Genomic DNA, 23267 nt, shown 5'->3' with positions numbered 1-23267 from the left:
AGACTTAAAGAGAAAGGATAATGGGGTATGAAGCTTGTAACATTTAAAGGTGGTGTTCATCCGAATGATGGCAAAAGTCTCGCCAAAGACAAAGCCATCCAGGTATTGAAACCGAAAGGGACTCTTGTATACCCTCTTTCACAGCATATAGGTGCGCCTGCACAGGCAATCGTTTCTGTTGGTGATAGAGTGTTGAAAGGGCAAAAGATTGCTGAAAGCAGTGGATTTGTATCATCACCGATTTACGCATCTGTTTCCGGTACGGTAAAAGCAATTGAGCCGAGATATAATCCGACAGGTGCAAAGGTAAACAGTATTGTGATCGAAAATGATGAACAGTATGAAGAAGTAACCTATGAAGAGCGAAAACCGCTGATCTACATGACAAAAGAAGAAATTCTTAATATCATTGCAGAGGCGGGGATCGTTGGAATGGGAGGTGCAGGTTTCCCGACAAGGGTAAAACTGTCTCCGAAAGAACCTGAAAAGATAGATTATATTATTGCAAACTGTGCAGAGTGTGAACCGTATATTACGGCGGACTATCGCAGAATGCTGGAAAATCCGGATGAGCTTATCAGCGGTCTGAAGGTTGTTCTTCAGTTATTTGATAATGCTACAGGAATTTTGGCGATAGAAGATAATAAATCAGACTGTATCCAACGGTTAGAAGAGCTTGTTCAGAATGAACCGAGAATCAAAGTAGTAGCACTTCAGACAAAGTATCCGCAGGGTGCAGAGCGTCAATTGATTTATGCCTCTACAGGCAGGGCGATCAATTCAAGTATGCTGCCGGCAGATGCAGGCTGTGTAGTAGATAATGTGGAGACATTAATCAGCATTCATCGAGCAGTCATTACCGGAAAACCATTAATGGAACGAGTAGTAACAGTAAGTGGAGATGCTGTAAATGAACCTGGCAATTTCCTTGTTCCACTCGGAATGAATCAAAATGAATTGATTGAAGCGGCAGGAGGATTCAAAGGGGAACCGGAAAAAATTATTTCCGGCGGACCAATGATGGGATTTGCTATGTTTACGACAGATACGCCTGTGACTAAGACATCTTCTGCAATTCTCGGATTTACAGAAGATGAAGTTGCAAAACAGGAAGCAACGGCCTGCATTAACTGCGGACGATGTGTAGATGCGTGTCCGAGTCGGATTATTCCGTCAAGACTTGCAGATTTTGCAGAGCGGATGGATGAGTCTTCTTTTGTAAAATGGGAAGGGCTGGAATGTGTAGAGTGCGGTTCCTGCAGCTATGTTTGTCCGGCAAAACGTCATTTAAAGCAGGCAATCGGATCTATGAGAAAAATCGCTTTATCGCATAAAAAGAAATAGAGAGAAAGGGTAGGAATACGGGCGTGAGTGAACAATATCATCTTTCATCATCTCCGCATGTCCGGGATAAAATTACGACAAGCAATATTATGCTTATGGTAACAATTGCATTGTTGCCGGCAGCAGCATTTGGCGTATTTAATTTTGGACTTCCGGCATTGTGGAATATTATCGTGACGACAGCAGCAGCAGTTTTGACAGAATATGTTTATGAAAAGCTGATGCATAAGAAAATAACTATCAATGATTTCAGTGCAGTTGTAACAGGTCTTTTGCTGGCACTGAACCTTCCGCCGACAGCGCCGCTCTGGATGGGAGCGCTTGGAAGTGTTTTTGCAATTCTTGTTGTAAAACAGCTGTTTGGAGGATTAGGACAGAATTTTATGAACCCTGCGCTTGGTGCAAGGTGTTTCCTTTTGATTTCCTTTACTGGAAGAATGACAACATTTGTATATGATGGTGTGACATCAGCAACACCTTTGGCACAGATGCGGGCTGACGGAAGTCTTGAAGGAGTCAATACATTCAAAATGCTTCTTGGAACGATTCCGGGAACGATTGGTGAGACTTCTGTTATTGCAATTATGATTGGTGCGATCTTCCTTCTGCTTCTTGGCATCATCGATCTTCGCATCCCTGGTACATATATTGCTACATTTGTGATCTTTATCAGTATTTTTGGCGGACATGGATTTGATCCGCAGTTTATTACAGCACATCTGTGCGGCGGCGGTCTGATGCTCGGTGCATGGTTCATGGCAACGGATTATGTAACCTCACCGATTACAAAGAGAGGGCAGATTGTATATGGCATGCTGCTTGGTATCCTGACAGGATTGTTCCGTCTCTTCGGCGGCTCTGCAGAAGGTGTATCTTATGCGATCATTATCAGCAATATGCTTGTACCGTTGATTGAGAAGGTAACTCTTCCAAAACCATTTGGTAAAGGAGGAGAGAAATAATGAATAAGATTATGAAAAATACGTTGATTCTGACAGCGATCACACTTGTATCCGGTTTGCTGCTTGGGATCGTATATGAAGTAACGAAAGAACCGATTGCTGCATCTCAGGAAGCAGCGAAACAGGAAGCCTATCGTCAGGTGCTTCCGGAGGCAGATGCATTTGAGCCAATGACAGTTGATGTAAATGAAGCTGCAGCAGCTGTTGAACAGGCGACGATTGGCGGATCAGCTGTAAATGCTGTTATTGATGAAGCAGCAAAAGCACTTAGCGGAAGCGAAGAAATCGGATATGTAGTGACGGTGACAGATAAAGAAGGATATGGCGGAAATATTCAGATTTCTGTCGGAATTCTGTCCGATGGAACTTTGAATGGAATTTCAATTCTGTCAATCAGCGAAACTGCAGGTCTTGGTATGAATGCGCAGGAACCGGAGTTTTACGAACAGTTTTCAGGAAAACAGGCTGCTCAGTTTGAAGTAACAAAAAATGGCGCAGCATCAGATTCTGAAATCGATGCGATCAGTGGTGCAACGATTACATCGAAAGCTGTTACCGGTGGAGTAAATGCAGCATTAGCCTATTATCAAAATGTGTTAGGAGGCAGTGTCAATGAATAAATGTACAGAGAGACTATGGAATGGTCTCGTAAAAGAAAATCCTACGTTTGTCCTGATGCTCGGTATGTGTCCGACACTTGCGGTAACAACATCCGCAGTCAATGGAGTGGGAATGGGTCTTTCTACAACAGTAGTACTTGTATTATCGAATATGCTGATCTCCATGTTACGGAAAATTATTCCGGATTCTGTCAGAATGCCGGCATTTATCGTTGTTGTTGCATCATTTGTAACGATTGTGCAGTTTCTTCTGCAGGGATTTGTGCCAAGTTTATATGCTTCTCTCGGACTCTATATTCCGTTGATCGTTGTAAACTGCATTATTCTGGGACGTGCAGAGAGTTATGCTTCAAAAAACCCGGTACTTCCATCTATTTTTGACGGAATCGGAATGGGGCTTGGTTTTACAGTGGGGCTGACAGCAATCGGTATTGTCCGTGAACTTATTGGAGCCGGTCAGATTTTTGGATTTCAGGTAATGCCGTCTGCTTATGAGCCGGTTACAATCTTTATTTTAGCGCCGGGAGCATTTCTTGTACTTGCAGGACTTGTGGCAGTACAGAATAAAGTAAAAGCCAATGCGGCTAAGAAAAACAAGGCAGCAGCACCATCAGAAGGCGGATGTCCGGAGGGAGGATGTGCTTCCTGCAAAGGATGTACAGGTAATATCTTCCCGACAGGTCAGGAAAAGGAGTAGTGAGCTATGAAAGAATTATTGATCATTGCGATTGGTTCTGCACTTGTAAATAACGTTGTACTCAGCCAGTTCTTAGGAATCTGTCCATTTCTTGGGGTATCCAAGAAGGTTGAGACAGCTGCCGGAATGGGAGGCGCTGTTGTATTCGTTATAACAATCGCATCATTTGTAACAGGACTGATCTATAAATATATTCTGGCGAATCCTGCAATTCTCGGAGGAAAACTGGTTTATCTGCAGACAATTGTTTTCATCCTTGTAATTGCATGTCTCGTACAGTTTGTAGAAATGTTTTTAAAGAAAGCCATGCCGTCATTGTATCAGGCATTGGGAGTATACCTCCCACTGATCACAACAAACTGCGCTGTACTTGGAGTTGCACTGACAAATGTGCAGAAAGAGTACAATGTTTTAACAGGTGTGATCAATGGTTTCGGCACAGCAATCGGATTTCTTGTAGCGATTGTAATTATGGCAGGAATTAGAGAGAAAGTTGACAATAATACCGGAATTCCGGAAGCATTTAAAGGAACACCGATTGTTCTTGTAACGGCAGCGCTGATGTCTATTGCTTTCTTTGGTTTTTCCGGACTGATATAGGAGGAATAGAAAAATGATCATGGGAATTATTTTAGCCGCAGTAATTGTTGGCGGTACCGGATTATTTATTGGCGTTTTCCTCGGAGTAGCCGGCAAAAAATTTGCTGTTGAAGTGGATCCGCGAGAAGAAGAGATCGGAAGTGTTCTTCCGGGAAATAACTGCGGAGGCTGCGGGTATGCAGGATGTTCAGGACTGGCAGCTGCAATTGTGAAAGGAGAAGCGCCGGTTGGGGCTTGTCCGGTAGGCGGAGCGCCTGTAGCTGAGAAGATTGCTGAGATTATGGGAGAGAATGTCGGAGAATCTGTTCGCATGACGGCATTTGTAAAATGTGCCGGCACATGTGAAAAGGCAAAACAGAAATATGATTATACAGGTATTGAAGACTGTGTAATGGCTGGAATGATGCAAAATGGGGGGCCAAAAGGATGTACTTACGGGTGTCTTGGCTTCGGCTCCTGCGTAAAGGCATGTCCATTTGATGCAATCCACATCGTTGATGGTGTAGCAGTTGTAGATAAAGAGGCATGCAAATCCTGTGGAAAATGTGTAGCAGCATGTCCGAAAGGATTGATTGAGCTTGTTCCATATGAACAGAAGCATCTTGTACAGTGCAGTTCCAAAGACAAAGGAAAAGATGTCATGGCAGTATGTTCTGTTGGATGTATCGGATGCCGTATGTGTCAGAAAGTATGTGAATTTGATGCAGTCACAGTTGAAAATAATATTGCTCATATCGATCCGGAGAAATGTACCGGATGTGGAAAATGTGCAGAGAAATGTCCAAAGAAAATCATTTTATAAAAAAGGCAAAAAAAGTTCAGAGGACAAAGCAGTATCGCAGACGCTCACCGGGAGAGGTTCTGCGTACTGCCCTGCAGCTTGTTAGGGAAGATATCCGTGCATATGGTCTGGCAGTTGTGATTATTGCCGGATATCTTTTCTTCTGTTTGAAATTTTTTTACAGCAGCTGTCCGATTGTAATGCTGACCGGCTTTCCCTGTCCCGGATGCGGATTAACGAGAGCAGGAATCGCACTGCTTCATTTTCGATTTGCAGAAGCATTTCAAATGCATCCGATGATCTATCCGATTGCAGTATTCGTGCTGGTGTTTTTGGTTTGCCGTTATCTTTTGCAGAAACCTACTCGCTTTCTTCTGAAATATGTGGTTCTGATTCTGGCAGCAATGGGAATTCTTTATGTATATCGAATGTTGAAATACTTTCCGAATCATGAGCCGATGACTTATTACTATGGAGCTGTATTTCGATTTTTGTAAGAAACGGTAGTTTTTTCGTACAAAGCATGGTACAATAAGCGCAGAGTTTAGCCATGTCAGCGAAGCGCTGTGATGGCAGACCGGCAGGAGGTGAAAGATATGACAGAACAGGAATTTGAGAAAAATCAACCGGAGACAGGTGAATCCACGCAGTCTGTTGTGCCGGCAGCAAGTGAAACAGCAGAAGAACCGCAGCAGTCTGAAATGAATGGAACAATCGTACCGGAGAATAAACCGACAGGAGATTATCGTCAATATAATTATCAGCAGGAACAGACATATGACTATGGAAATACCGGTTATCATGCTGATTACAGCAGAAGCCAGAAGGCAGGAGAAGAGGAGCTGGATACACGCCCGCTTTCTATGGGAGAATGGGCGCTTACTTTATTAGCGTTGTTGATCCCGTGCTGTGGAGGAATCATCCTCTACATTTTTTGGGCATTTAGCAAAAAAGGCAATATTAACCGGAGAAATTACTGCCGTGCAGCATTAATTGTGATGGCAGGTGTTGCAGTTGTTTATTTCCTTGTAATGTCAATTCTCGGAAGCGCTGTATTTAGTTATGTGCAGCACTATGGAGTGTACTAAACGAGAGTATCAAAGATGATGTCAGGACTTTGGTTGTTCTGGCGTCATTTTTATTATATGGAAGGGAACATGGAATCGAACATGTGGTTGCATAATTAATTTCCCTGTGCTAGAATAGGACGAAGAGGAATGAAGGTGTGATATGAAACGAAATGATTATCTGCTGGCAGGAGTAATCTGTCTTACAGCTATGGTGCTGTGGGTGTTTCAGATTGTAAATCGGGATTCAGGAACTACCGTTGTTGTAAAGACGGACGGACGTATTTACGGAACGTATCGTTTGGATTGCAATCGGGAGATTTTAATTGATGATCATAATCTGCTTGTGATTGAAGAGGGAAAAGCATATATGAAATGGGCAGACTGTAAAGACCAGTTGTGTGTGCATCAGAAAGAAATCGCGTCGGAGAATGAGAGTATCATTTGCCTTCCGAATAAAGTAATTGCAGAGGTGTCCGGAAGGGCAGATACGCAGCCGGAAACAGATGCAACGGCACAGTAACGGAGGAATGAGTTTGAGACGACAGGCAGCATATTTTGGAGTATTGACAGCGCTTGCGCTTATTTTCAGCTATGTAGAAACATTCATCCCGGTGCCGATTGGGATTCCGGGAATAAAGCTTGGTCTTGCAAATCTTGTGGTTGTGATCGCGCTGTACAAGATGGATATTTTATCGGCGTATACATTGGCAGTTTTGCGAGTTGTACTGGCAGGATTCTTGTTTGGAAACCTGTTTAGCATCTTATATAGTTTGGCAGGAAGCCTTTTGAGTGTGTCGGTAATGTTTTTGCTTAAAAAAACAGAATTGTTTAGTGTAGTCGGAGTAAGCTTTGGAGGAGGAGTTGCCCACAATCTTGGTCAATTACTTGTGGCAGCGGCTGTAGTGGAAAGCTACGATGTATTTTACTATGTTCCGGTTCTGATTATTGCAGGGCTTCTTACAGGAGCTGCGATTGGATTTGTGGCCAGAGAGATGCTGAAGCGGCTGCAGAAGCTTTTGATATAGTGTGCAGGTCTTTATACAGATCAAGTATCTGGCAGTCAGAAATGAGAACAGGAGGAGAAGGATGATTTCATATATTAGAGGAACGCTTGCGGAGATAGAAGAAGACAGGATTCTTGTAGATGTAGGAGGTATCGGTTACGGAATCTATATGCCGGGAGAATCTATTACAAGACTTCCGGCGGTTGGAACAGAGATAAAGATTCACACATATCTGAATGTGCGGGAAGATGCGATGCAGTTGTTTGGATTTTTAACAAAAGATGACTTAAGGGTATTTCGTCTTGTGATTGGAGTCAGCGGAATCGGACCAAAGGGCGGATTGAACATCCTGTCTTGTCTCAGCCCGGATGACCTGAGATTTGCGGTAATGGCAGGTGATGCAAAAGCAATTTCGAAAGCACCCGGGATTGGGAAGAAAACAGCGGAAAAGCTGATTATTGAATTGAAAGATAAGTTGAGTATCGAAGATACGTTATCTCGGCTTGGAGATTCAGAAGAAGAACCCATGGCGGTTTCTTCCGGAATATCAGAGATACAGTCGGAAGCAGTTCAGGCACTTACTGCACTTGGATATGCAGCTTCTGAGGCGGCAAAAGCTGTAAAACTGGCGGCGCCTTCGCCGCAGGACAGCGTAGAAGATGTATTAAAAGCGGCGCTGAAGCAGATGATCAGTTTATAGCAGGAGATGGAAAACATGGCAAAACGGATTATAACAACAGAAAATCTGGAAGAAGATATGAAAATTGAGAATCATCTTCGCCCACAGATGCTGGACGACTATATCGGTCAGGAGAAGGCGAAGACGATGCTGAAGGTTTATATTGAAGCAGCGAAGGGCAGAGGCGAGGCGCTGGATCATGTGTTGTTCTATGGACCGCCCGGACTCGGTAAAACAACGCTTGCCGGCATTATTGCTAATGAAATGGGTGTTCATATGAAAATCACTTCCGGACCTGCCATCGAAAAGCCGGGGGAGATGGCTGCAATTTTGAATAATCTGCAGGAAGGAGACGTGCTTTTTGTAGATGAAATCCACCGTCTGAATCGTCAGGTGGAGGAAGTACTCTATCCTGCGATGGAAGATTACGCTATAGATATTATGATCGGAAAGGGCGCAGCAGCTCGATCCATTCGTCTGGATCTCCCAAAGTTTACGCTTGTGGGAGCGACAACAAGAGCAGGGATGCTGACGGCACCGCTGAGAGATCGTTTTGGTGTGATCAATCGACTGGAGTTTTACACGGATCAGGAATTAAAGACAATTATTACACGTTCTGCCAAAGTATTAGATGTAGAAATTGATGAACAGGGAGCGTTAGAGCTTGCAAGGCGTTCCAGAGGGACACCGCGTCTGGCGAATCGTTTGCTGAAGAGAGTCAGAGATTTTGCGCAGATTCGCTATGACGGAGTCATTACAGAGCAAGTTGCCGTCTATGCGCTCGATCTTTTGGATGTAGATCGATATGGTCTGGATCATATTGACAGAAATATTTTAATGACTATGATTCAGAAATTCGGCGGAGGACCGGTAGGACTTGATACACTGGCAGCATCAATTGGAGAAGATTCAGGAACGATCGAAGAAGTGTATGAACCGTATCTTCTAAAGAATGGATTTCTTCAAAGGACTCCCCGTGGACGGGTTGTGACAGAATTCGCGTACCATCACCTCGGAATTTCCACAGAAAATACCGGAAAATAGTTGGTTTTTTGTGCGATATCGTTTATAATAGGAAGAACAAAAGAGAAATTCGAGGAGGTAATGCCAATGGCATCAGCTAAGAATTATACAGAGGTTTTGATTGGCGGAAAGGTATTTACGCTGAGCGGATTTGAAAGTGAAGAATATTTGCAGAAAGTATCTGCATATCTGAACCATAAACTGACAGAATGTTCAAATAATGAGAGTTATCGCAAGCAGAGTGCAGAAACAAGAAGTATTTTGCTGGCGCTGAATATTGCGGATGACTACTTCAAGGCAAAGACACAGGCAGATTCTCTGGAAAATGACGCAGAGGGACGGGATAAAGAAGTATATGATCTGAAACATGATCTGATTTCAACACAGATCAAATACGAAAATACACAAAAAGCTCTGGACAAAGTACGCGAAGAGAACCGCGAACTTCAGATGCAGATCGTAAAATTAGAAACAGAAATACAAAGTAAGAAAAAATAGGCTGTCTTCTGACAGCCTTTTTTGAGGAAAGGGATTATGACGAAAGAAAGGACAGAAATATTGGCGCCGGCCGGTTCCTATGAAAGTTTAAAGACAGCGATTGCAGCAGGAGCGGATGCGGTATACATCGGCGGTTCTTTATTTGGAGCAAGAGCTTTTGCAGACAACCCGGAAGAAGATGTACTGCTGCAAGCAATTGATTATACACATTTGCATGGGAAAAAGATTTATTTGACGGTAAATACATTGTTGAAAGAGCAGGAATTGTCTGAACAGTTATATGAGTATTTGCTCCCATATTATCAGCAGGGATTGGATGCGGTTATTGTACAGGATATCGGAGTGCTGAGATTTGTGAAACGGCATTTCCCTAATATGGCTATTCATGCCAGCACGCAGATGACAATTACAAATACATACGGTGCAAAATTTCTGCAGCAATTGGGCGCAGAACGTGTCGTAACGGCGAGAGAACTACAGCTTTCAGAAGTGGCAGAGATTGTGAAGCAGACGGGAATGGAGATCGAAAGCTTTGTGCATGGCGCACTTTGCTATTGTTATTCCGGTCAATGTCTTTTAAGCAGTATGATTGGCGGAAGAAGCGGAAACCGGGGACAGTGTGCACAGCCGTGCAGACTTTTGTATCAGACAGCGCATAGCAAAAAGCCGGAATATCTGATGAGTCTGAAAGATATCTGTACGCTGGATCTTTTGCCAAAGCTTATTCAGGCGGGAATTTATTCTTTTAAGATTGAAGGGAGAATGAAAAAACCGGAATATGTGGCGGCAGTTACTTCGATGTACCGAAAATATACAGATTTGTATTTGGAAAGAGGAGAGAAAGGATATCGGGTATTGCCGGAAGATAAACAGATGCTTATGGACATCTATAATCGCGGCGGATTTCATTCCGGTTACTATCAGATGAGAAACGGGCGGGAAATGTTGTCTCTGGCTCGTCCGAATCATGCCGGAGTTCAGGCAGTAACAGTTGAAAAAATTCAGGGCAATCGAATCATAGGCAAGGCATTGACAGAACTGCATCCCGGAGATGTAATTGAAATCGGAAGAGAAAAAGAAAATTTCACAATGGCAGAGAGTGTTTTGGAAGGAAATAAGGTTAGCCTTACAACTCATCGAAATCATGCGGTAAAGAAAAATGCGGTACTTAACAGAGTACGCAATACGGCTTTGATTGAAGCACTTCGGAAAAACTATGTGGATACGAAAATAAAAGAAAAAATTAATGGGATTTTAATACTTTCTACGACAAATTCTGTTACACTAAAGGTTGAAAAAAACGGTATTGCAGTAGAGGTGTATGGGAAACCGGCTGAAAAGGCACAGACGCAGCCGATGACGATCGATCGGATAAAAAAACAAATGTGCAAAACAGGGACAACGCCTTTTGTATTTGAGACATTAGAAATTCAAATGGAAGAAGATCTGTTTGTACCGGTGCAGACTTTAAATGAGCTTCGCAGAGAAGCCCTTGAAGAATTAGAACGCAGACTATGCGGCAGTTACCGAAGAGAAACACCGCAGGAAGCAGATGAAGTATTGGAAAGAGATTCTGCAGAAGAGCAGCGGCTGAGGATGTATGCTTTGGCTGAAACAAAAGAGCAGTTTGATGCACTGTGCTGTGAACAGGGCGTTGAGAGAATCTATCTGGAAAGTTTCGCAGTTTCAGATGTTTTTGACAGTGAGGAAATACAAAAGATCGTACAGCTGGCTCATGAGATGGGGAAAGAGATTTTCTTAGCAATGCCTCATATTTTCCGCTCCAATACAGTTCAAAGATATGAAGAAAACTATACAGCATTCACAGGAACAGGCTTTGATGGTGTATTAATACGAAATTATGAAAGTTTTGCATTTTTGAAAACACATAATTATCAGGGAACCATTGTGACAGATCATAATCTATATCGATTCAATCGGGAAGCAGATAGATTTTGGAGAGAACTTGGTGTCAAAGAAGGAACTGCGCCGCTGGAGCTGAATGCCGGGGAACTTCGAAGACTTGGAATCCATGACAAAGAGCTTATCGTCTATGGTTATATTCCGGTAATGCTGTCTGCCCAATGCATTCAAAAGACAACCGGAGGATGCAGAAAGAAATCAGGGGTTATGACACTGACTGACCGTTGTCAGAAACAATTTCAGGTCAGAAACAATTGTGAAGATTGTTATAACATCATTTATAATACTGCGCCTATTATGCTGACAGATCAGCGCGAAGAAATAGAAAATCTGGCTCCCCGGGCGATTCGAATGATGTTTACGCGGGAGAATGCTTCGCAGGTAAAAGCATGTGTAGAGCGTTATCGCAAGGTGTTCCTGGAACAGGGCGAGATATCCAAAATAACAGGGGAATTTACAAGGGGACACTTTAAACGAGGAATAAAGTAGGTGAAGATTTGGTTAATATTATTGTAGAGCTGTCAAAATATCTCATAATTTTATTTATGATTGCGTATACTTATCAATGTTTTGCGGTATTTGGACATCATGACAGCAGAAAAAAGCGCAGGATTCTCCGGACACAAAATGTATTGATGTTTGAAATTCATCTTGTGGCCTTTCTTGTGATGTATTTACAGACACAGGAAAAAAGGGTTCTGTATTTATACATTGGTCAGGTATTTGTACTGGCTATGATTATTTTGTTATATACGAAAATCTATCCGAGGGTATCGCGATTGATTGTAAACAATATGTGTATGCTGCTAAGTGCAGGATTTATTATGCTGACACGTCTGTCTTATAATCTTTCTTTAAAACAGACGGTGATTGCAGCAGGAGGTGTGGTGATCAGTCTTCTCGTTCCGGTGGCCATGAGTCGGATAAAAATACTGGCTTCTCTGAAAAAAGTGTACGGGGTTGTAGGTATTATTGCACTGGCACTGGTGCTTGTGATCGCACCGATCTCCGGCGGCGCTAAACTGGGATTTGAAATTGGAGGATTTGGTATTCAGCCGTCGGAATTTGTTAAGATTTTGTTTGTGTTTCTTGTGGCAGCAAGCTTCGCAGAATCGGTGCAGTTTAAAAATATTGTTACGACAACGGCGATTGCAGCCGCACATGTGCTGATTCTTGTTGTCTCGAAAGATTTAGGAGCGGCGCTGATCATTTTTGTCGTGTATTTAGTAATGCTTTATGTAGCAACAAGACAGCCGCTTTATATTGTGGCAGGACTTGGTGCGGGTTCGGCAGCATCGGTATTGGCCTATCATCTGTTTACACATATCCGAACAAGAGTACATGCATGGAAAGATCCGTTTGCGGACTATTCCGGTGGAGGATATCAGGTGGCACAGTCGCTTTTTGCAATAGGAACCGGAAGCTGGTTTGGAATGGGACTGTATCAGGGAATGGCAGATAAGATTCCGGTAGCATCAACCGATTTTATTTTTTCAGCAATTGCAGAGGAGATGGGGCTGATCTATGCGCTCTGTTTGATTCTGGTGTATTTAAGCTGTTATGTTATGTTTCTGAATATTGCGCTGCAGCTTGTAAATGTGTTCTATAAGCTTGTAGCGCTTGGACTTGGAACTTGTTTTATTTTTCAGGCATTTCTTACGATCGGAGGGGTTACAAAATTTATCCCTTCGACCGGTGTAACTCTTCCGCTGATTAGTTATGGCGGAAGTTCTGTGCTGAGTACATTGATTATGTTTGCAATTATTCAGGGCTTGTATCATTTAAGAGAAGATGAGGAAGAGGCAATTGAACGAAGTAAAGAACAACAAAAACGCACAAAGCAGAAAAACGCAGAAAAAGAAAAACACACCCGCAGGCCAGCCAAGAGACCGGAAAGAGAAAGAACTGCAGTCTCCTCTGAGCGCAGGCCGCAGCCACAAAGCTATGGAACAGAAACGGGTAGTATTGACGAAGAGATCGGAGCAACCGTCCGTGAAGCACTCCGGGAACGCAAAGATGCCGGAGAAAGAAATGCGCCGGCAAGGAAGCGGGGCAGATAGAAAAGTGCATAGTCAAAAATACATGGATGAAGAAAGAAACAATCGAAGAAAACCGCCAAAACAAAAGCGGATTCGCAATAAAGAATTCACACGGATTACATATGTGTTTGTATCGCTGTTTCTTGTAATGATGGGGTATATTGTATATTTCAATGCAGTTAAAAGCAAAGATGTTATTAATAGCCCTTATAACAAAAGGCAGGAAGCATTTGCAGACAGAGTTGTGCGCGGAAATATTCTTGATCAATCCGGAAATGTATTGGCAAAGACCGAAGTGGGAGAAGACGGGAGTGAAACAAGAGTCTATCCATATGGTCCGATGTATGCACATGTAGTAGGGTATGATTCTTTCGGAGGAGCAGGACTGGAACTGACTGAGAATTTTTCGCTTGTAAATTCCAATGCATTCATTTTGGAACGAATTATGAATGATTTCAAAGATCAGAAAAATATTGGAGATAATATTGTGACAACGCTGGATACGGATGTACAAAGGGCAGCGTATCAGGCGCTTGGAGATAATAAAGGTGCGGTCTTCGTAATGGAGGCAAGTACAGGAAAGGTATTGGCAATGGTGTCCGGTTCTTCTTTTGATCCGAATACACTTGCAGATACATGGCCAACACTAAACTCAGACAATGAAAATAGTCCTTTGCTTAATAGAGCAATGCAGGGACTGTATGCGCCCGGTTCTACTTTTAAGATCATTACTGCTCTGGAATATATGAGGGAACATTCGGATTATCAGAATTATACATATGACTGCAGCGGAGAGATTGAGCATCAGGGAGCAGTAATCCACTGTTTCAACGGAACTGTCCATGGTCATCAGACACTGGCAGACTCATTTGCCAATTCTTGTAATGCATCATTTTGTAATATCGGACTTATGTTAGACCGCAATGCTTATCGGGAAACGGCAGAGAAATTATTATTTAATAAAAAGCTTCCGAATCTTTTGTCGTACAGCAAAAGTAAATTTTCGGTAACGAAACAGACAACAGACGCAGAACTTATGATGACAGCAATGGGGCAGGGAGAGACATTGGTAAGCCCTTATCATCTGGCGCTCATTACAGCGGCTGCGGCAAACGGCGGAACATTGATGGAGCCGTATTTGGTAGATGAGATTGTGAATCACACAGGAACCCGTGTGAAGAAAAATATGCCGAAAAAATATAAGACACTCATGACTTCAGAAGAAGCAGCACAGCTGAAAGAATATATGGAGGGCGTTGTGTCCTACGGAACAGGCACTCTTTTGAGCGGAGAAAGCTATTCAGCAGCCGGTAAGACAGGAACAGCAGAATACAGCAGTGATAAGAACAAGAGCCATTCCTGGTTTGTTGGATTTTCAAATGTGGAGAATCCGGAACTGGTTGTCAGTGTTGTTGTGGAAGGGGCAGATGATACAGGAGTGAAGGCAGTTCCAATCGCTAAAGCAGTATTTGATGCATATTATTATAGATAGTGGTGAATGCTATGCAGTATTACAGAGAATTATATTTAAGTGACACTTTATGCGAAAAAAAAGAAAAAATCATCTGGCGTTTAGAACATAATAAAATACAACTGCATATTTATCTGATCGTTCTGGCAGTTCGCGGAAAAAACCAATTAGAATTTTTTGATGCGGCTATGCTCCGGCAAAAGGAATTTTCTCCTCAAAAGGAGGAATGCAGAGTCATTGGGATTGCAGACGGCTATGAAGAAGCAGTAGGACTTGTGGCACAGATCACAGCAGATGTATTAGAAAAAACCGGTGGGATTGAACTTCGGGAATATTTTATGGAACGGATGCAGGCCGATGAAATGACAGAATAAGAGAAAGGGCATCAGAATATGATTTTACATATCTTATTATGGATTTTAAAAATAATCGGGATCGCGTTAGCTGTGATTCTTTGTATATTCCTGTTGTTAATCGGAATCCTTCTTTTTGTTCCGGTCAGATATGAAATTTTTTTTCGCTCGCGCGGTATGCGGGATTCTTTGGAAGCAGATATACGTGTTTCATGGTTTTTGCGCCTCATTGCCGCCCGGATCCGTGTTAATGGGAGAGAAACGGACTTCTGTGTAAGGGCAGCATGGAAACAGCTTCTTCCCGCAAAAGAAGAAGAGGAACCGGAAGAAGCTGAGAATTTTCCAAAAGAGAACCAGGAAAGCATATTGGAAAGTCCTGATGTGGAAGAAGAGCGGAAGACAGAACAGAGTTTTCCAAAAGAAGAGATTCTCAAAGAAAAGGATTTCAATCAAAAAACAGAAGAAAAAGAGACGGAAAGACAAAAGACAGAAGAAAAAAAAGGGACAGAACCGGACAAAGAATCGGACGGGATATGGTTCCGGAAAATATTGGTTCTCTGGAATAAGATAAAAGCAATCTGGGTAAAGATAAAATATACAATCACTGGAATTTGTGATAAAATAGAAGTATTCATTGAAAGAAAAGATCGTTTGACAGAATTTCTTGCGCAGGAAGAGCATCGGAAGGCATTTTCTGTTGGAGTTTCCGAACTTCGAAGAATTTTGTCTATTCTGAAACCAAAAGAACTTCGCGGTAAACTTCGGTTCGGATTTTCAGATCCGTATCTGACCGGAAACACATTGGCTTTGCTTGGGATAGTATATCCGTTCTTGGGAGATTCCTTAGAAATCACACCGGAATTTGAGGAATGTGTTCTGGAGGGAGAAGTTTTTGCCAAAGGGAAACTTCGAGTTGGAACATTTGTGAGAACAGCAATACGACTGCTGCGAAGTCGTGAATTGCGTATGACTGTCAGAGATATAAGAAAATTCAGATGGTAACGGCAGGATATGAATCAAAGGAGGAATACAAGATATGGCAGAAAATAATTTTAAAAATACTGTTGGAACATTGCTTCAGGGAATCGACAGTGTGATTTCATCTAAAACAGTGGTGGGAGATGCAATTCATATTGATGATACGATTATCGTACCACTTGTCGATGTCTCATTTGCAATTGGAGCAGGTTCCTTCCAGGGAGATAAAAAAGATAAGGGTGCCGGCGGTGTCGGCGGTAAGATTACTCCAAGCGCCGTGCTTGTGATTAAGAATGGTACAACAAGGCTGGTGAATATTAAAAATCAGGATACGATGACAAAAATTCTTGATATGGTTCCGGATCTGGTAGATAAATTTTCCGGGAAAAAAGAGACGGTAACGGAAGCAGATGTGGATGACATTTTGGATGCAGCAGTAAAAGAAGAGATGAAATAAAAGTGTGATAAGCAGATGCGTTCAGGCATAAATTATAGTAACACATGTCGGAGGAGTAATGTTTTGAAAAGGCTCATTGGATTTGGTCTGTTTTGTGTTGCGATTGGTTTAGTAGTCATGATGTGTTTGCCCGGTACTTTTGTCGGCAGTTTACTCGCATTGTTGTGTCTGTTCGCAGGGTACCGGTTATTCTGCTGTTGAATAAAAAGGAGAGAGTGGTTCTTATAAAGTTCTTATAGGAATGCTGTCTCTTTTTTTATTACACAGGAAATCCCTTCGGAATCTTGTGTAATAAAAATAAAACCGAGGCGATTACTCGTCCCGGTTTCTCTTCGTAAAATTAAGCTCTTTCAACTTTTCCAGATCTTAAGCAAGAAGTACACACGTACATTTTCTTTGTAGCGCCACCTTCTGTTTTAACTCTGACTGATTTTACATTTGATTTCCACATTTTTGGTGTTTTTCTATTAGAGTGGCTTACATTGTTTCCGAAATGAGCACCCTTTTCACAAATAGCACATTTAGCCATGACTGCACCTCCTAACGATCTTAAATAGTCTTGCTAGACTCACAACACTCGTTATTGTAGCAGATAACAATCAAAAATGCAAGTGATTATTTATGATTATTTTATTTTTTGTAAAGTTGTTGTAAAGCGAAAGGAAAAAGAGTATAATACATGTGTTAAGTATGCGTAAGAAATTCTAAGATAGAATTGGAGGTATAGATTATGAGAGGCAATATGAGTACAGAGCTTGGAATTATTACAGTAGATTCAGAAGTTATTGCGAAATATGCAGGATCTGTTGCAGTGGAATGTTTTGGAATTGTCGGTATGGCGGCAGTCAATGTGAAAGACGGTCTTGTAAGACTTCTCAAAAAAGAGAGCCTTACACACGGAATTCAGGTCGGAATCTCTGATGATAATCGTATTACACTTGACTTTCATGTCATTGTAGCTTATGGTGTAAGTATTTCTGCGGTTGCAGATAACCTGATCAGCAATGTAAAATATAAAGTAAAAGAATTTACAGGAATGCCGGTAGATAAGATCAATATCTACGTGGAAGGCGTGCGTGTAATTGATTAATCTAAGGAGGAACACGATTGTGGCAACGAAGACAATCAATGTAGAACTGCTTGCAAAGATGTTTCTTGCAGGTGCTTCGAATCTTGAAGCAAAGAAAGAGTTTATTAATGAATTGAATGTATTCCCGGTTCCGGATGGAGATACAGGTACAAATATGACACTGACGATCATGTCAGCTGCAAAGGAAGTAACAGCGCTTGCGAATCCTGATATGGCAACGCTTGCGAAAGCGATTTCTTCCGGTTCTCTAAGAGGGGCGCGTGGAAACTCCGGTGTAATTCTTTCTCAGTTATTGAGAGGATTTACTAAAGGAATCCGTGAATATGAAGAAATTGATGTAATGATTCTGGCGAATGCCCTTGTGAAAGCAAAAGAGACAGCTTATAAAGCGGTTATGAAACCGAAGGAAGGAACGATTCTCACTGTTGCAAGAGGGATTGCAGAGAAAGGTCTGGAGCTGGCAGAAGAGACAGACGATCTGGAAGAATTTATTCCGCAGGTAATTGCTTATGCGCAGGAAGTTCTGGATCAGACACCGGAGATGCTTCCGGTCTTAAAAGAGGCAGGTGTAGTGGACTCCGGCGGACAGGGACTTCTTGAGACAATCCGCGGTGCATATGATGCATTCCTCGGTAAAGAAATTGATTACAGTGCAATTACGCCGGCGGCTTCTTCTGTTAATGTGACTAAGATTTCAGATGACACTGCTGCAGAAATCAAGTTTGGATATTGTACAGAATTTATTATTCTGACAGAAAAGGAATTTACCGAGAAAGACGAACATGAATTTAAGGCATACCTGGAGTCCATTGGAGATTCTATTGTTTGCGTTGCAGATGATGAAGTTGTAAAAGTACATGTGCATACAAATGATCCGGGACTTGCGATTCAGAAAGCGCTGACATTTGGCCAGCTTTCCCGTATGAAGATTGATAATATGCGCGAAGAACATCAGGAGAAACTGATTCGGGATGCCGAGAAACTGGCAAAACAGCAACAAGAAGAGGCGCAGGAAGCAAAGAAGAATGAGCCTAGAAAACCGATGGGATTTGTTGCTGTTTCTATTGGCGCCGGTTTGAATGATATCTTTAGAGAGCTTGGTGTAGACTATATTATCGAAGGCGGACAGACAATGAATCCAAGTACAGAGGATATGCTCAAAGCCATTGATGAAGTTAACGCAGACTGCATTTTCATTCTTCCGAATAACAAGAACATTATTCTTGCTGCCAATCAGGCAAAGGCGCTTGTGGATGATAAGGAGATTATCGTGCTTCCAACAAAGACAGTTCCGCAGGGAATCACAGCTGTCATCAACTTCATGCCGGAGGCAACGCCACAGGAGAATGAAGAGACGATGCTAGAAGAAATCAAGCGGGTAAAGACAGGACAGGTAACATATGCGGTTCGTGATACGAAGATTGACGAAAAAGAGATTCATGAAGGCGATATCATGGGAATCGGAGATGCCGGAATTCTGGCAGTAGGCAGCGGAATCGACGCCACTTTGAAAGAAATGCTGGCAGAACTTGTAGATGAGGATTCTGAGCTTATCAGTCTCTACTATGGGGAAGATGTCTCAGAGGAAGATGCCGGTGCACTGACAGCAGAAATTGAAGAACTTTATCCTGAACTTGATGTGGATACGCATTTTGGAGGACAGCCGATTTATTACTATGTATTGGCTGTAGAATAGAAAAACAGATGAAAAGGCGCTCGGAGGATGTACTGATCTTCCGGGCGTAAATTTTATGCCGGATAAAGGCAGGAGTAACAGCAGGTTGGAATTATGAATGAATTAGCAAATATTAGCACCTTAAAAGGAATCGGCGAAAAAACAGCGCAGCTTTTCGGAAAGCTTGAGATTTATACGATAGGAGATCTTCTGAAATATTTTCCGCGAAGCTATGACGTGTATGAGAATCCGATTCCCATTAAAGAAGTGGAAGAGGGCCATGTGGTAACTGTAAGCGGTGCGATTTTTGGAGCGGTGCAGTTAGGAGGAAATCCGCGGATGCAGATTATATCTGCACAGATCAAAGATCTTACCGGAACGATCCAGGCGGTATGGTTTCGTATGCCCTTTTTGCGGCATACACTGCGCAGCGGTATGCCTGTCATTTTGAGAGGCCGGGCAGTGAATAAACGGGGACGATTAATTCTGGAGCATCCGGAGATTTTTCAGCCTCCGTCTTCTTATGAACATAAAAAAGATACATTGCAGCCGGTATATCCGCTGACAAATGGAATCACTAATCACACGATTATGAAAGCAGTCCGTCAGGCTTTGGAGCAGATAGATCTGCAGCCGGAATTTCTTCCGGAAGAGATTCGCAAGAAATATCACCTTGCGGAATATAATTATGCGTTGAAGGGGATTCATTTTCCGATTTCCAAAGAGAATTATTACCATGCAAGAGAGCGATTTGTTTTTGAAGAATTTTTTCTGTTTGTTATGGCACTGCGGCGTTTAAAAGCAGAAGAAGGGAAGGCAGAGAATTCCTTGCAGATTCGGGAGAAGGAAGAAATTGAAATCTTTATCAAAAAACTCCCGTATGAGCTGACAAATGCACAGAGAAAGGTATGGAAAGAGATTTCCGATGACATGACGGGACCGTATGTGATGTCCCGGCTTGTACAGGGAGATGTTGGTTCCGGAAAAACGATTCTTGCGGTGCTGGCCTTGATGTTAGCGGGATTTAATGGCTGTCAAGGTGCACTGATGGCGCCGACAGAAGTGCTTGCAAGACAGCACTTTGAGACTGTAAAGGAAATGTTTCTGACATATGATATTCCGCTTACGCCGATCTTACTTACCGGTTCTATGAAAGCCAAAGAAAAAAGAGAGGCATATGCACAGATCGAAAGCGGAGAGGCGGATATCATTATCGGTACCCATGCGCTGATTCAGGATAAAGTAAACTATCATAATCTTGGGCTTGTTGTGACGGATGAACAGCATCGCTTTGGCGTTCGTCAAAGAGAAACGCTGGCAGGGAAAGGAACGTGCCCGCATATTCTCGTTATGAGCGCGACACCGATTCCAAGAACATTAGGAATTATTCTCTATGGTGATCTTGATATTTCAGCGGTGGATGAGCTTCCAGCCAATCGTCTTCCGATCAAAAACTGCGTAGTGGATACCGGATATCGAAAAACAGCCTATCAGTTTATGAAAAAGCAGGTGCTGGAAGGACGTCAGTGTTATGTAATCTGTCCAATGGTCGAAGAAAGCGAACATATGGAGGCGGAAAATGTTATTGACTATGCGGCTGTGCTGCAGGAAGCATTGGGAGATGAGATTAAAGTCGGATATTTGCACGGGAAAATGAAGCAGACAGAGAAAGATCAGATTATGGAAGCATTTTCCAGACGGGAAATAGGGGTTCTTGTATCAACGACCGTCATCGAAGTTGGAATTAATGTACCGAATGCAACCGTAATGATGGTAGAGAATGCAGAACGATTTGGTCTGGCACAGCTTCATCAGCTCCGTGGAAGGGTTGGCCGGGGAGAGCACCAGTCATACTGTATTTTTATGACTGCATCAAAATCCAAGGAGACAAAGGAGCGCCTTGAAATTTTAAATCACTCGAATGATGGATTTTATATAGCAAATGAAGATCTGAAATTGCGGGGACCGGGAGATCTTTTTGGGATTCGCCAAAGCGGTGTAATGGACTTTAAGCTGGGAGATATCTTTCAGGATGCCAAAATTCTTCAAAATGCCAATGAAGCAGCAGGAACCATTTGGAAAGAAGATCCGACACTGAAAAAAGAAAACCATCGTCTTCTTGCAAAACGAATGGAGCAATTATTATCTGAAACAGAGCGGATTCGAAAAAATCTATAAACAATTTATAAATAATCTGTTTCTTCCATAAATTCTCATTGCAATTTATCATGGCGTTGGCTATAGTATCTTTTATATATTTTACAGAAGAGGTGACATGATGTATTACACATGGGAAGATTTGTTTTGGATTTTTCTTTTTTACTCGTTGATTGGGTGGATCGCAGGGGTAATTGCAAATGCATTCCGCAGAAAAGAATTTGTTAATACTGGATTTTTAAATCTTCCGCTTTGTCCTATTTACGGTGTGATAGAAGTTTTCTATTGTATTTTTCTTCCGGAATTAAAAGGACGTTTCTTTTTCCTGTTTCTCGGAAGCAGTGTGCTTGCGTTCTTTGTCATTGTAATGACAGGTTTGATACTGGAAAAAATCTTTAATGCAAAGTGGTGGGATTACAGCAAAAGCCGCTTTCAATTTCAAGGATATGTCCGTTTTTCACACCTGTTTCTTTTCGGACTCAGTGGTGTTGTCAGCATTAAGTTTGTGAACCCATTTATTTCTTCATTGCTTCACATGGTTCCGGACAAGATATTGCTGATTGCCGGGTTCATTACCGGTATGATTGTTATTTTTGACAGTATTTGCTGTATTGCTGCGGTGTTTAAACTAAAACAATCCCTTCAGACAAAACGCTTTGTCGGTTATGCGCAGCAGATTTCAAAAAACTTAGGGAATGCGCTGACAGGATATGTAGAAAAACGAATTGAGAAAGCTTATCCAAATGTAAAAGAAGCTGCTGTGACGGGAGAGGCATCTGGTTGTTCGCAACCGTCAGCAATTTTTGCAGAAGGATGTTGTTTTGATAAACTGGTTGGACTTTTTTTCATTGGAGCGTTTCTTGGGGATATTACTGAAACGATTTTCTGCCGGATCACTGCCGGAAGATGGATGAGCCGAAGCAGTGTTGTGTATGGCCCTTTTAGTATTGTGTGGGGACTTGGATGTGTGTTTTTAACTTTGTTTTTATATAAATATAAAGATAAAAATGACCGCTATATTTTTCTCTACGGGACAATTTTAGGCGGTGCTTATGAATATATCTGCAGTATTTTTACAGAGCTCGTTTTTGGCACAGTGTTCTGGGATTATAGTAAGATTCCTTTTAACCTTGGCGGAAGAATCAACTTGCTGTTCTGTTTCTTCTGGGGAATTGCAGCAGTAGTCTGGCTGAAGATCCTTTATCCGGTTTTTTCGGGATGGATTGAGCGGATTCCGGTAAAATGCGGAAAACTCCTGATTAAAATTTCGATTGTCTTTATGGTTTGGAATATCCTTTTATCCGCAGCGGCATTGTATCGATATAATGACAGGCTAGTGCATCCGACTCCGGCGAACCGGCTGGAGCAGCGTTTGGATGAACGTTTTCCGGATGAGAGAATGCATCGGATCTATCCAAATGCAAAAAGAGGAAGATAAGAAAGAATTGCTAAAATTTTCTAGTTTAAGTTTTTAAATTCTCCATATAATAGGACTGTAACAAAAACAGAAGTGTTACAAAGAAGGGAGAGTATAAAAATGACAAGTAATTCATCAAACAGAACATCTGTACCAGAAGCAAAAGAAGCATTAAACAAATTTAAATACGAGGTAGCCAGCGAGCTTGGTGTGCCGTTAAAAGAAGGCTACAACGGTGATCTGACTTCCAGACAGAACGGAAGTGTCGGAGGTTATATGGTGAAAAAAATGATTGAGCAGCAGGAAAGACAGATGGCAGGCAAATAAGCTTCCGCCACGTTTGGAAAGCAGACAATCTGAAAATAAAAAGGCGCTTTGCAGGATGCAGGCGCTTTTTTATTTTTCAGATGATGAGATACGAAACTTTCT

Annotated in this window: 25 protein-coding genes; 24 read left to right on the top strand and 1 reads right to left on the bottom strand. The window is 42.2% G+C overall.

The window, feature by feature from the left end; all coding sequences use genetic code 11:
* Positions 1–27: 27 nt before the first annotated feature.
* From rsxC to KFE17_04015, 19 genes are all read left to right on the top strand, one after another.
* Positions 28–1344, top strand: a complete 1317-nt coding sequence (gene rsxC, locus KFE17_04105) for an electron transport complex subunit RsxC (GenBank protein ID QUO32941.1) — start codon at positions 28–30, stop codon at positions 1342–1344.
* Positions 1345–1367: 23 nt separating this feature from the next.
* Entirely contained in the window at positions 1368–2306 is a 939-nt protein-coding gene (locus tag KFE17_04100; GenBank protein QUO32940.1) for an RnfABCDGE type electron transport complex subunit D, read from the top strand.
* Positions 2306–2926, top strand: a complete 621-nt coding sequence (locus tag KFE17_04095) for an RnfABCDGE type electron transport complex subunit G (GenBank protein ID QUO32939.1) — start codon at positions 2306–2308, stop codon at positions 2924–2926. Before KFE17_04100 ends, KFE17_04095 begins: the two co-directional genes overlap by 1 nt.
* Positions 2919–3623, top strand: coding sequence for an electron transport complex subunit E (locus tag KFE17_04090; GenBank protein QUO32938.1), 705 nt, complete (start codon positions 2919–2921; stop codon positions 3621–3623). The genes KFE17_04095 and KFE17_04090 overlap by 8 nt, the downstream gene beginning before the upstream one ends.
* Before the next feature lie 6 nt (positions 3624–3629).
* Complete coding sequence (locus KFE17_04085) at positions 3630–4223, top strand: RnfABCDGE type electron transport complex subunit A (GenBank protein QUO32937.1); 594 nt, start codon at positions 3630–3632, stop codon at positions 4221–4223.
* A 13-nt stretch (positions 4224–4236) separates the two neighbouring features.
* On the top strand, positions 4237–5025 hold the full coding sequence (locus tag KFE17_04080) for an RnfABCDGE type electron transport complex subunit B (GenBank protein QUO32936.1): 789 nt from the start codon (positions 4237–4239) through the stop codon (positions 5023–5025).
* On the top strand, positions 4989–5501 hold the full coding sequence (locus KFE17_04075; protein QUO32935.1) for a DUF2752 domain-containing protein: 513 nt from the start codon (positions 4989–4991) through the stop codon (positions 5499–5501). Before KFE17_04080 ends, KFE17_04075 begins: the two co-directional genes overlap by 37 nt.
* 99 nt (positions 5502–5600) lie before the next feature.
* Positions 5601–6092: a hypothetical protein gene (locus tag KFE17_04070; GenBank protein ID QUO32934.1), complete on the top strand. Its 492-nt coding sequence runs from the start codon at positions 5601–5603 to the stop codon at positions 6090–6092.
* 142 nt (positions 6093–6234) lie between these two features.
* Entirely contained in the window at positions 6235–6594 is a 360-nt protein-coding gene (locus tag KFE17_04065) for a NusG domain II-containing protein (GenBank protein ID QUO32933.1), read from the top strand.
* A gap of 13 nt (positions 6595–6607) precedes the next feature.
* Positions 6608–7099 (top strand): Gx transporter family protein, encoded by a 492-nt coding sequence (locus KFE17_04060; protein ID QUO33614.1) that lies wholly within the window; start codon positions 6608–6610, stop codon positions 7097–7099.
* 61 nt (positions 7100–7160) lie between these two features.
* A complete protein-coding gene (gene ruvA / locus KFE17_04055; protein QUO32932.1) occupies positions 7161–7778 on the top strand; it encodes a Holliday junction branch migration protein RuvA in 618 nt (205 codons plus the stop codon).
* 15 nt (positions 7779–7793) lie between these two features.
* On the top strand, positions 7794–8801 hold the full coding sequence (ruvB, locus tag KFE17_04050; protein QUO32931.1) for a Holliday junction branch migration DNA helicase RuvB: 1008 nt from the start codon (positions 7794–7796) through the stop codon (positions 8799–8801).
* 66 nt (positions 8802–8867) lie between these two features.
* Entirely contained in the window at positions 8868–9278 is a 411-nt protein-coding gene (locus tag KFE17_04045; GenBank protein ID QUO32930.1) for a cell division protein ZapA, read from the top strand.
* A gap of 36 nt (positions 9279–9314) precedes the next feature.
* Positions 9315–11690: a U32 family peptidase gene (locus KFE17_04040; GenBank protein ID QUO32929.1), complete on the top strand. Its 2376-nt coding sequence runs from the start codon at positions 9315–9317 to the stop codon at positions 11688–11690.
* 8 nt (positions 11691–11698) lie between these two features.
* Positions 11699–13261, top strand: a complete 1563-nt coding sequence (locus KFE17_04035; protein ID QUO32928.1) for an FtsW/RodA/SpoVE family cell cycle protein — start codon at positions 11699–11701, stop codon at positions 13259–13261.
* A 130-nt stretch (positions 13262–13391) separates the two neighbouring features.
* Positions 13392–14732 (top strand): penicillin-binding protein 2, encoded by a 1341-nt coding sequence (locus KFE17_04030; GenBank protein QUO33613.1) that lies wholly within the window; start codon positions 13392–13394, stop codon positions 14730–14732.
* Between the two features lie 11 nt (positions 14733–14743).
* Positions 14744–15085 carry a hypothetical protein gene (locus KFE17_04025; GenBank protein QUO32927.1) on the top strand — a complete coding sequence of 114 codons (342 nt, stop codon included), beginning with the start codon at positions 14744–14746 and terminating at the stop codon, positions 15083–15085.
* Positions 15086–15253: 168 nt separating this feature from the next.
* On the top strand, positions 15254–16066 hold the full coding sequence (locus tag KFE17_04020) for a DUF2953 domain-containing protein (protein ID QUO32926.1): 813 nt from the start codon (positions 15254–15256) through the stop codon (positions 16064–16066).
* Between the two features lie 34 nt (positions 16067–16100).
* Positions 16101–16499 carry a GerW family sporulation protein gene (locus KFE17_04015; GenBank protein QUO32925.1) on the top strand — a complete coding sequence of 133 codons (399 nt, stop codon included), beginning with the start codon at positions 16101–16103 and terminating at the stop codon, positions 16497–16499.
* 340 nt (positions 16500–16839) lie between these two features.
* On the opposite strand, the gene rpmB is transcribed toward KFE17_04015, so the two are convergent.
* A complete protein-coding gene (gene rpmB, locus KFE17_04010; protein ID QUO32924.1) occupies positions 16840–17028 on the bottom strand; it encodes a 50S ribosomal protein L28 in 189 nt (62 codons plus the stop codon).
* Between the two features lie 201 nt (positions 17029–17229).
* Between rpmB and KFE17_04005 the strand changes: the two genes are divergently transcribed.
* The 5 genes from KFE17_04005 to KFE17_03985 all read left to right on the top strand — a co-directional run bounded on the left by KFE17_04005 (position 17230) and on the right by KFE17_03985 (position 23165).
* Entirely contained in the window at positions 17230–17589 is a 360-nt protein-coding gene (locus tag KFE17_04005) for an Asp23/Gls24 family envelope stress response protein (protein ID QUO32923.1), read from the top strand.
* A 19-nt stretch (positions 17590–17608) separates the two neighbouring features.
* Complete coding sequence (locus KFE17_04000; GenBank protein QUO32922.1) at positions 17609–19285, top strand: DAK2 domain-containing protein; 1677 nt, start codon at positions 17609–17611, stop codon at positions 19283–19285.
* A 93-nt stretch (positions 19286–19378) separates the two neighbouring features.
* Positions 19379–21442 carry an ATP-dependent DNA helicase RecG gene (gene recG / locus KFE17_03995; protein QUO32921.1) on the top strand — a complete coding sequence of 688 codons (2064 nt, stop codon included), beginning with the start codon at positions 19379–19381 and terminating at the stop codon, positions 21440–21442.
* 100 nt (positions 21443–21542) lie between these two features.
* Positions 21543–22859: a putative ABC transporter permease gene (locus KFE17_03990; protein ID QUO33612.1), complete on the top strand. Its 1317-nt coding sequence runs from the start codon at positions 21543–21545 to the stop codon at positions 22857–22859.
* Between the two features lie 99 nt (positions 22860–22958).
* Positions 22959–23165 (top strand): alpha/beta-type small acid-soluble spore protein, encoded by a 207-nt coding sequence (locus KFE17_03985; protein QUO32920.1) that lies wholly within the window; start codon positions 22959–22961, stop codon positions 23163–23165.
* The last annotated feature ends 102 nt before the right edge of the window (positions 23166–23267 follow it).

It is taken from the genome of Faecalicatena sp. Marseille-Q4148, from assembly GCA_018228665.1.
Taxonomy (GTDB): Bacteria; Bacillota; Clostridia; order Lachnospirales; family Lachnospiraceae; genus UBA9414.
The sequence above is the reverse complement of the archived record's forward strand: the minus strand, read 5'-3'. Positions and strand labels throughout refer to the sequence as shown.

Bases quoted from the DNA above. Each gene is read 5' to 3' on its own strand.
- rsxC (QUO32941.1), top strand. From the start codon at position 28: ATGAAGCTTGTAACATTTAAAGGTGGTGTTCATCCGAATGATGGCAAA.
- KFE17_04095 (QUO32939.1), top strand. From the start codon at position 2,306: ATGAATAAGATTATGAAAAATACGTTGATTCTGACAGCGATCACACTT.
- KFE17_04090 (QUO32938.1), top strand. From the start codon at position 2,919: ATGAATAAATGTACAGAGAGACTATGGAATGGTCTCGTAAAAGAAAAT.
- KFE17_04085 (QUO32937.1), top strand. From the start codon at position 3,630: ATGAAAGAATTATTGATCATTGCGATTGGTTCTGCACTTGTAAATAAC.
- KFE17_04080 (QUO32936.1), top strand. From the start codon at position 4,237: ATGATCATGGGAATTATTTTAGCCGCAGTAATTGTTGGCGGTACCGGA.
- KFE17_04075 (QUO32935.1), top strand. From the start codon at position 4,989: ATGTGCAGAGAAATGTCCAAAGAAAATCATTTTATAAAAAAGGCAAAA.
- KFE17_04070 (QUO32934.1), top strand. From the start codon at position 5,601: ATGACAGAACAGGAATTTGAGAAAAATCAACCGGAGACAGGTGAATCC.
- KFE17_04065 (QUO32933.1), top strand. From the start codon at position 6,235: ATGAAACGAAATGATTATCTGCTGGCAGGAGTAATCTGTCTTACAGCT.
- ruvA (QUO32932.1), top strand. From the start codon at position 7,161: ATGATTTCATATATTAGAGGAACGCTTGCGGAGATAGAAGAAGACAGG.
- ruvB (QUO32931.1), top strand. From the start codon at position 7,794: ATGGCAAAACGGATTATAACAACAGAAAATCTGGAAGAAGATATGAAA.
- KFE17_04045 (QUO32930.1), top strand. From the start codon at position 8,868: ATGGCATCAGCTAAGAATTATACAGAGGTTTTGATTGGCGGAAAGGTA.
- KFE17_04040 (QUO32929.1), top strand. From the start codon at position 9,315: ATGACGAAAGAAAGGACAGAAATATTGGCGCCGGCCGGTTCCTATGAA.
- KFE17_04030 (QUO33613.1), top strand. From the start codon at position 13,392: ATGGGGTATATTGTATATTTCAATGCAGTTAAAAGCAAAGATGTTATT.
- KFE17_04025 (QUO32927.1), top strand. From the start codon at position 14,744: ATGCAGTATTACAGAGAATTATATTTAAGTGACACTTTATGCGAAAAA.
- KFE17_04015 (QUO32925.1), top strand. From the start codon at position 16,101: ATGGCAGAAAATAATTTTAAAAATACTGTTGGAACATTGCTTCAGGGA.
- rpmB (QUO32924.1), bottom strand. From the start codon at position 17,028: ATGGCTAAATGTGCTATTTGTGAAAAGGGTGCTCATTTCGGAAACAAT.
- KFE17_04005 (QUO32923.1), top strand. From the start codon at position 17,230: ATGAGAGGCAATATGAGTACAGAGCTTGGAATTATTACAGTAGATTCA.
- recG (QUO32921.1), top strand. From the start codon at position 19,379: ATGAATGAATTAGCAAATATTAGCACCTTAAAAGGAATCGGCGAAAAA.
- KFE17_03990 (QUO33612.1), top strand. From the start codon at position 21,543: ATGTATTACACATGGGAAGATTTGTTTTGGATTTTTCTTTTTTACTCG.
- KFE17_03985 (QUO32920.1), top strand. From the start codon at position 22,959: ATGACAAGTAATTCATCAAACAGAACATCTGTACCAGAAGCAAAAGAA.